Consider the following 6,954-nt stretch of genomic DNA (forward strand, 5'->3'; position numbering starts at 1 on the left):
TTTTTTGAGAGAAACTTGAAGGCAGCAGAACGCGACAGCCTTTTCAATTTTGTCGCACGAAGACATAAAGGCACAAAGAAGATTGGATGATTAAATTTCCTTCGTGCCTTCGTGTCTTTGTGCGAAACAATAAAATCAACAATGCAGCTAAAGCTGCGGGTGAATGAAGAGAGAGAATGATGACAAAACGCACCGGCGCGCAGATTTTGGTCGATCAGCTGGTCATTCAGGGCACCGAGCGGATATTCACCGTCCCCGGCGAGAGCTTTCTTTCGGTCCTCGACGCGCTCCACGATTGCGGTTCGATCCAGACCGTCGCGACGCGGCAGGATGGCAGCGCGGCGTTCATGGCCGAAGCCGATGGCAAGATGACCGGACAGCCCGGCATTGCCTTTGTCACCCGCGGGCCCGGCGCGACCAATGCCAGCATCGGCGTCCACACCGCGATGCAGGACAGCACCCCGATGATATTGTTTATCGGCGATGTCGCCCGCGATGATCGCGACCGGGAAGGCTTTCAGGAAGTCGATTTCACCGCCATGTTCACCCCGCTCGCCAAATGGGCGGCACGCATCGACAATGCTGCACGGATTCCCGAATATATCGCCCGCGCGTTTGATACCGCCAGTTCGGGACGCCCCGGACCCGTCGTGCTCGCGCTGCCCGAGGACATGTTGCGCGACGAGGTTGAAGCGCTCGACCGGCCCAAGGTGATCGCCCCGGCTCAGCCGCTCTGCCCCGACGCGATGACCACCCTCACCGATATGCTGCGCGATGCCACCGATCCAATCGCGATTATCGGCGGCGCGGGCTGGAGCGAAAAGGCCAAACATTATTTCTCCCAATATGCCGAGCGGATCGGCCTGCCGGTCGCGGTCGCCTTCCGGCGGCAGGATAATTTCCCCAACGAGAGCCCGGTCTATGCCGGCAATCTCGGCTATGGCCCCAACCCCAAGCTGACCCGGCGGATCAAGGACGCTGATCTGGTGCTGGCGGTCGGCGCGCGGCTCGGCGAGGCCACTACCGATGGCTATACTCTGATCACCCCCGACCATCCCGACCAGATATTGGTCCATGTCCATCCTGATCCCGACGAGCTCAACCATGTCTATCGCACCGACCTGCCGATTTGCGCAGAGATGGACGAATTTGCCGAACAGGTCGCGCTGTGGGAAGATGATCTGCTGAGCTTTGATTCAGGCAAGGCAGCACATCAGGATTATCTCTCCTGGTCCACTCCGCAGCCGACCGCTGCAAAGCTCGATCTCGGCCAGTGTGTCGCGGCGATGCAGGAACAAATTCCCGCCGATGCGATCATCTGCAACGGCGCGGGCAATTTTTCGGGATGGTGGCACCGATACTGGAAATATGGTGCCTTCCCGAGCCAGCTGGCGCCAACATCCGGCGCGATGGGTTACGGCGTCCCGGCCTCGGTTGCGGCAGCGCTGCGCTTTCCGGACCGCACAGTCGTCGCGCTGGCCGGGGACGGCGATTTCATGATGAACGGCCAGGAACTTGCCACCGCGGTCCAATATGAGGCGAACCTGCTGGTGCTGGTGATCGACAATGGCAGTTTCGGCACCATCCGCCTCCATCAGGAGCGCGAATATCCGGCGCGGCTATCGGCGACATCACTCAAAAACCCAGATTTCGCTGCATTGGCCGAGGCATATGGCGGTTGGAGCGCGACGGTGGAGAGCACCGATGCATTCGCACCGGCGCTAGCGAAGGCGATCAAGCGAAAGGGGCTGCGTTTGTTACACCTTAAGACCGATGTCGAATTTTTGACCGCTGCTGGCGCAACCGTCAGTGGACTCAGGAAGCGTTAAAAACGGGCATTTCATTTTCCGCCACTATCAACCGCATCTGATGGATTCTCGGCTGATTTATCGACTTTCGGGCCCTGCATGTCCGCATCCGGTGATACTGGCCTGTCCAGCACCGGAACCGGTGTTGCATCCCCTGCGAGCCGGTCAATGGCCAGATTCATGCTGTCCGGCCACAATGCGGGTTGACATTTTTGGGCCACAATATGGCGGATAAGCTCGACAAACCTATCGGCTTCCTTGATGCAATTGGCCTTGTCGAAACATGCGATCGCGCCACGTTTGAGGGCATCGCTCCTGATCTCGGAGCCCCGCACCGAGCACGAGGAAACGATCAATACCTTCGAAAGGGACTTTGCTACAATATGATCGAGTAGTTGCAGCCCGTCCATTCCGGGCATATTTATGTCGAGCAATACCAGATCAAACAATCGATTATCCAGAATCTCGATAGCCTGAACGGCGTCGGCCGCATGTACAGGTGGACGAAAGTCCCGGTGATTGCTGATTACCACATCGAGCATTGCTCGCAATGTCGAGGAATCATCGACGATGAGCGTTCTGATTGCTCCTAGCATGACTATTATTTCCTCTCGCCAAGCAAATTGCTTGACCGGTTATGTAACTATACGGTTGCCACGGTGATTTATTAACCATCGACCCGGCCAATAACGGAGATGGGTGCAGCGACGGTTGGATTCCGCGACCGTCGTTAATCCAAAAGAGAGGTTTGCGGCGCATAGCGATTGCTGTCTGGAGACACCCACATGAAATTTGTTTTACTCGAGTCGCACGGTGGCAATTACATGGTAGTTGTCGAGAATATTGCGTGGCTGCGCACCGACGCCGACGGTCAGACCAAAGTTGGCATGGTCGGCGGATCGCCGCTGCTGGTGGCTGGGACCATTGAAGAGACAGCGGCCACTATTCTGGCAGGCTAGATCGGTCGAATAGCCGTATCTGTGTGATAGGTGATTAGCCGGCATTTAGCCGAACACCGACCACCCCGTCTGCCGCACCAGTTCTTCGAGCGCGATGCTGCCGACCATGGATGTTCCCGCCCGATTGAGGCCAGGTGACCAGACCGCTATTGTCCCATGATCGGGTGCGACCACCAATATACCGCCGCCCACGCCGCTTTTTCCCGGCAGGCCGATACGAAAGGCAAAGTCGCCACTATTGTCATAGTGGCCGCTCGACATCATTACCGCCAAAATCCGGCGGCAGCGCCTCTGGTTGATGATCTGCTCGCCCGTTACCGGATCGGTTCCGTCAAAGGCCAGAAAAAGCGCAGCTCGGGCCAGTTGCCGGCAGGAGATGGCCAGCGAGCAATGCCGAAAATAAGCCGATAGGGCTGCTTCGACCGGGTTGGTCATGTTTCCGAAGCTGGCCATGAAATGCCCGAGCGCGCGATTGCGGGAACCGGTATCGGATTCCGACCGGGCGACGTTTTGATCGATGAAGATGCTGTCATCCTGGGACAACCGACGGAACAGTCGCAGCAAGTCCGCAATCGCCTGATCCGCTCCCGCTTCGCCGCCGCCATATGCCGAGATCAGTTGATCGGTTGTCACAATCGCCCCGGCATTGATCAACGGATTGCGCGGGATACCCAATTCCACCTCCAACTGCACGATCGAGTTAAACGGGGAGCCGGAGGGTTCCCTGCCCACGTGCTTCCACAGCGCATCACCTATCTGCCTGAGTGTCAGAGCCAGAGTGAAGACCTTGGATATGCTTTGTATAGAAAAGCTTTCATCTGCATCACCCAGACAGTGCATCTCACCGCCATTCAGCGCCACCGCGAGACCAAATTTTTTGGGGTCCACACTGGCGAGCGCCGGAATATAGTCGGCGACTATGCCCGATCCGATGCGAGGGGTGACCGTGGCTTGAATGGCTTTCAGCGCTTTTTGCCAGTCCAGCGTTTGATCCGTGCTGGTCATTCCCCTGCCATAGACAAAATCGCAGCCCACTCGCTTGCCGTCACCGGCGCCACTGACAGCCGCGTCTGGCGGAGGATCGCCAGGTCCTTGAGCTCGGGGTTTTGCTTCATTTCCTTGAGCGGCACCGGCTTGTCCAGCTTACGGACCGGCTTCACCTTGACCACGACCCAGCGTTCGGGATCGGTGGTGACATCCGGGCTATGCTCTTCGGAAACCTCCATGATGCCAACCACTTCCAGTCCCTGTCGGGAGTGGTAGAAAAAAACCTGATCACCCTTGTTCATGGCTTTCATATTGTTCGATGCCTGCGCATTTTTCACGCCGTCCCAGGTGCCTTCGCCCTCTGCAATCAGGTCGTCCCAGCCATATTCATCCGGCTCCGATTTCATCAACCAATATTGCGGCATCGCACTTTCCCTTTTTTCGGTTCCCGATAACCTACCCGGCGCCGACAAAAAAGGCCCCGCCAGTTGGCGAGGCCCATTGTTCATTTGACCAGACCCGGAATTACCCCGGCATCAAGACCGTATCCACAATGTGAAGCGTACCGTTGCTGGAAGGAATATCGGCTTTGATGACCGTCGCCTTGTTGCCAGCACCGTCTTCAAGAACGATTTTGTCGCCGTTCATGGAGGCTTTGATTGCGCCGCCCTCCAAAGTGGTAATATTGGCCGTGCCACCACCGTCAGCAATCGCTTTTGCAATATCGGCAGAGGTCATGGTGCCATTCGCCAGTCCAAATCTCGCAATTTTGACGAGTTCGGCCTTGTTGTCGGGGCTCATCAGTGCCTTGAGCTTGTCCGCATCCATTTTGTTGAACGCATCATTGTTCGCGGTGAAGGCGGTGAAAGGGCCATCGTCCTTAAGCTCCTCGGCAATACCGGAAAGTCCCACCATTGTGGTCGCGGTCGTCAGTTCCGGCTGGTGCTGAACGACGGCGGTCAAGTTGGTTGGCTCGGCTTCCTCGGCCTGGCGGGCATCATAAATAGCCTGCTCTTCCTCGCTCATTTCAGATGAACAGGCTGAAATGGTTGCCAATGCCATTGCCGCAAGAATTATTCTGGATGGGGTAAGCATGATATTCCTTTCAAGGGCGCTGTCGCCCGGGATATTCCAAACATTGGAGTTTCGCAGATAGGGAAAACTAACAGTCTGCCTTTTGGAATCAAGAAGCAATCGGAAAAATTGTCCCGAATTGTTATTGCCGGGAAAACAAAATTTTGCTCAATCCGTTTCAGGCGTGGTCCACAGGTTGTTTACGGTATCAGAACGGTATCGACGATATGGACAATTCCATTGTCCGCTTTCACATCGGCCTGAGTGATGGTCGATCTGTTACCCTTGGCATCTTCCAGAACGATTTTGCCGCCATTCATCATCGCTTTCAAGCTGCCGCCCTGCGCAGTTTTCAGAGACGCTGTCCCGCCGCCTTCCCCGATCGCCTTGGTAATGGCGGCCGAGTCCATATTCGCGATCATGACATTATACTTCAGGATATTGGCCAGTTCTTCCTTTTTTTCCGGCTGGAGCAAAGCGTTCAGTTCATCTACGCCCAGCTTGTTGAACGCTTCATTGGTGCCGACGAAGGCCGTAAACGGTCCTTCCTGTCCCAGATCTTCGGCAACGCCGGACAGCCCGACCGCCATGCCTGCGGTCGAAAGATCGGGATTGTGCTGGATAACGGCCATCATATTCTTGGGTGCTGCGGCCTCTTTCGCTTTCCGCTCATCGTAAATTGCTTGCTCTTCTTCGCTCATTTCGGACGAACATGCCGAGATTGCGGCCAATGCGGTGGTTGCTAACAAAATTTTCGATACGATGTTCATGATATTCCTTTCATGGGGGGACGCAGGCATTTTACAGCGAATGGCCAGTTCAATTCAACCCAAAAACGGCGAAGCCAGCCGGCAGACGCATTTACCGAAGTAGCCCGGTTCGATTCAAGGTCCTTCCGCTTTGGACCGCCAGCAACAAAAAAAGGCCCCGCCGCAGGGCGAGGCCTTTTCTTATCCATCCTAGTTCGGGGGGATGAAAATTATCCCGGCATGACAACGGTATCGATAGCGTGGATCACGCCGTTGGATGCATCGACATCGGTCAAGATCACGGTCGATTTGCCACCAGCGGCATCTTCGAGAATGACGGAATCACCATCTAGTGTAGCTTTGAGCGGTGCACCCTGCACGGTGGTCAGGGTGGCCGTGCCGCCGCCATCGGTGATCGCCTTGACGACATCTGCCGCTTTCAGTTCGCCGGCGACCACGTGATAGGTCAGCAACGCAGTCAGATCAGCCTTTTTGGCAGGCGTCAAAAGCGCGGTCAACGTATCTGAATCTACTTTCGCGAAGGCATCGTTGGTCGGTGCGAAAACGGTGAATGGACCGTCGCCGCTCAGGGTCGCACCGAGATCAGCAGCGGTCACCGCCGCAACGAGGGTTGAGAAATCTGCATTGCCAACAGCAACATCGACAATCGTGCCGGTTTCGGTTTCGGTTTCAGCCATCGCTTCGACAGCGCCTTCATCTACAGCAGCCTGAGGAGCTTCGGTTGAACAAGCCGCTAGGGTCAGAGCAACGGTGGTCGTCAGTAACATTTTGGGGGAAATACGCATGATAAGCCTTTCAAAATTGCAAATGCATCTCTTCCGATCGCGGTTACGACCGAACTTCGAATATGTCATTTATGAGCTAAATCGGGACCGGATCAAACCTGTCCTTTGGGGCGTATCGGGTGGATCAGTCCTTGCCCAGGTGAACAAAGTCCCGGTCAAAGCTCAGGAGGTTGGCACCGCCGTCGACAAATATCGTCTGTCCGGTGACCGCTTTGGCACCGGCCAGATAGACTATCGCATCGGCGATATCATCGGGATCGGGCAGCCGGTCAAGCGGCATCATCGCGGTGATAGCGGCCAGCTGGTCTTCACCATATTCCCCCGCCGTCAGGGTCAGGCCCGGGGCGATACCGTTAACCCGCAGCTTGTCCGCACAGGCAACCGCCAGCGATCGCACCGACGCAGCCAGAGCCTGTTTGGAAAGCGTGTAGCTAAGCTGATCGCGGTTGGGATTGCGGACCCGCTGGTCGAGAATATGGATGATACAAGCCCGGTCGCGGCCGTCGGCACGCCGGTCGTGGAGGGCGGTTGTCAGAAGGACCGGAACCAGGCTGTTGACGCGAAAATGGTC

At 56.3% G+C, this 6,954-nt stretch carries 9 protein-coding genes; 2 read left to right on the top strand and 7 right to left on the bottom strand.

Features of this window, described 5'->3' with window-relative positions:
* The first annotated feature begins 176 nt into the window (after nucleotides 1-176).
* Nucleotides 177-1,829, top strand: a complete 1,653-nt coding sequence (locus WBM93_RS09000; protein WP_424431094.1) for a thiamine pyrophosphate-binding protein — start codon at nucleotides 177-179, stop codon at nucleotides 1,827-1,829.
* An 11-nt stretch (nucleotides 1,830-1,840) separates the two neighbouring features.
* Here WBM93_RS09000 and WBM93_RS09005 read toward each other — a convergent pair whose 3' ends face one another.
* Nucleotides 1,841-2,404, bottom strand: coding sequence for a response regulator (locus WBM93_RS09005; protein WP_424431095.1), 564 nt, complete (start codon nucleotides 2,402-2,404; stop codon nucleotides 1,841-1,843).
* Between the two features lie 189 nt (nucleotides 2,405-2,593).
* On the opposite strand from WBM93_RS09005, the gene WBM93_RS09010 reads away from it, so the two are divergent.
* Nucleotides 2,594-2,767, top strand: a complete 174-nt coding sequence (locus WBM93_RS09010; protein WP_424431097.1) for a hypothetical protein — start codon at nucleotides 2,594-2,596, stop codon at nucleotides 2,765-2,767.
* A 45-nt stretch (nucleotides 2,768-2,812) separates the two neighbouring features.
* On the opposite strand, the gene WBM93_RS09015 is transcribed toward WBM93_RS09010, so the two are convergent.
* The 6 genes from WBM93_RS09015 to WBM93_RS09040 all read right to left on the bottom strand — a co-directional run.
* A complete protein-coding gene (locus WBM93_RS09015) occupies nucleotides 2,813-3,772 on the bottom strand; it encodes a glutaminase (protein WP_424431099.1) in 960 nt (319 codons plus the stop codon).
* Entirely contained in the window at nucleotides 3,769-4,179 is a 411-nt protein-coding gene (locus tag WBM93_RS09020; RefSeq protein ID WP_424431101.1) for an EVE domain-containing protein, read from the bottom strand. The genes WBM93_RS09015 and WBM93_RS09020 overlap by 4 nt, the downstream gene beginning before the upstream one ends.
* Before the next feature lie 100 nt (nucleotides 4,180-4,279).
* Nucleotides 4,280-4,948, bottom strand: a complete 669-nt coding sequence (locus WBM93_RS09025; RefSeq protein ID WP_424431103.1) for a fasciclin domain-containing protein — start codon at nucleotides 4,946-4,948, stop codon at nucleotides 4,280-4,282.
* 80 nt (nucleotides 4,949-5,028) lie between these two features.
* Nucleotides 5,029-5,598 (bottom strand): fasciclin domain-containing protein, encoded by a 570-nt coding sequence (locus WBM93_RS09030; protein WP_424431105.1) that lies wholly within the window; start codon nucleotides 5,596-5,598, stop codon nucleotides 5,029-5,031.
* 209 nt (nucleotides 5,599-5,807) lie between these two features.
* Nucleotides 5,808-6,383 (bottom strand): fasciclin domain-containing protein, encoded by a 576-nt coding sequence (locus WBM93_RS09035; protein WP_424431107.1) that lies wholly within the window; start codon nucleotides 6,381-6,383, stop codon nucleotides 5,808-5,810.
* Between the two features lie 124 nt (nucleotides 6,384-6,507).
* Nucleotides 6,508-6,954, bottom strand: a 447-nt coding sequence (locus tag WBM93_RS09040; RefSeq protein WP_424431109.1) for an SDR family oxidoreductase, incomplete at its 5' end; no start/stop codon positions are given.

The organism is Parasphingorhabdus sp., assembly GCF_049667325.1.
GTDB lineage: Bacteria > Pseudomonadota > Alphaproteobacteria > Sphingomonadales > Sphingomonadaceae > Parasphingorhabdus.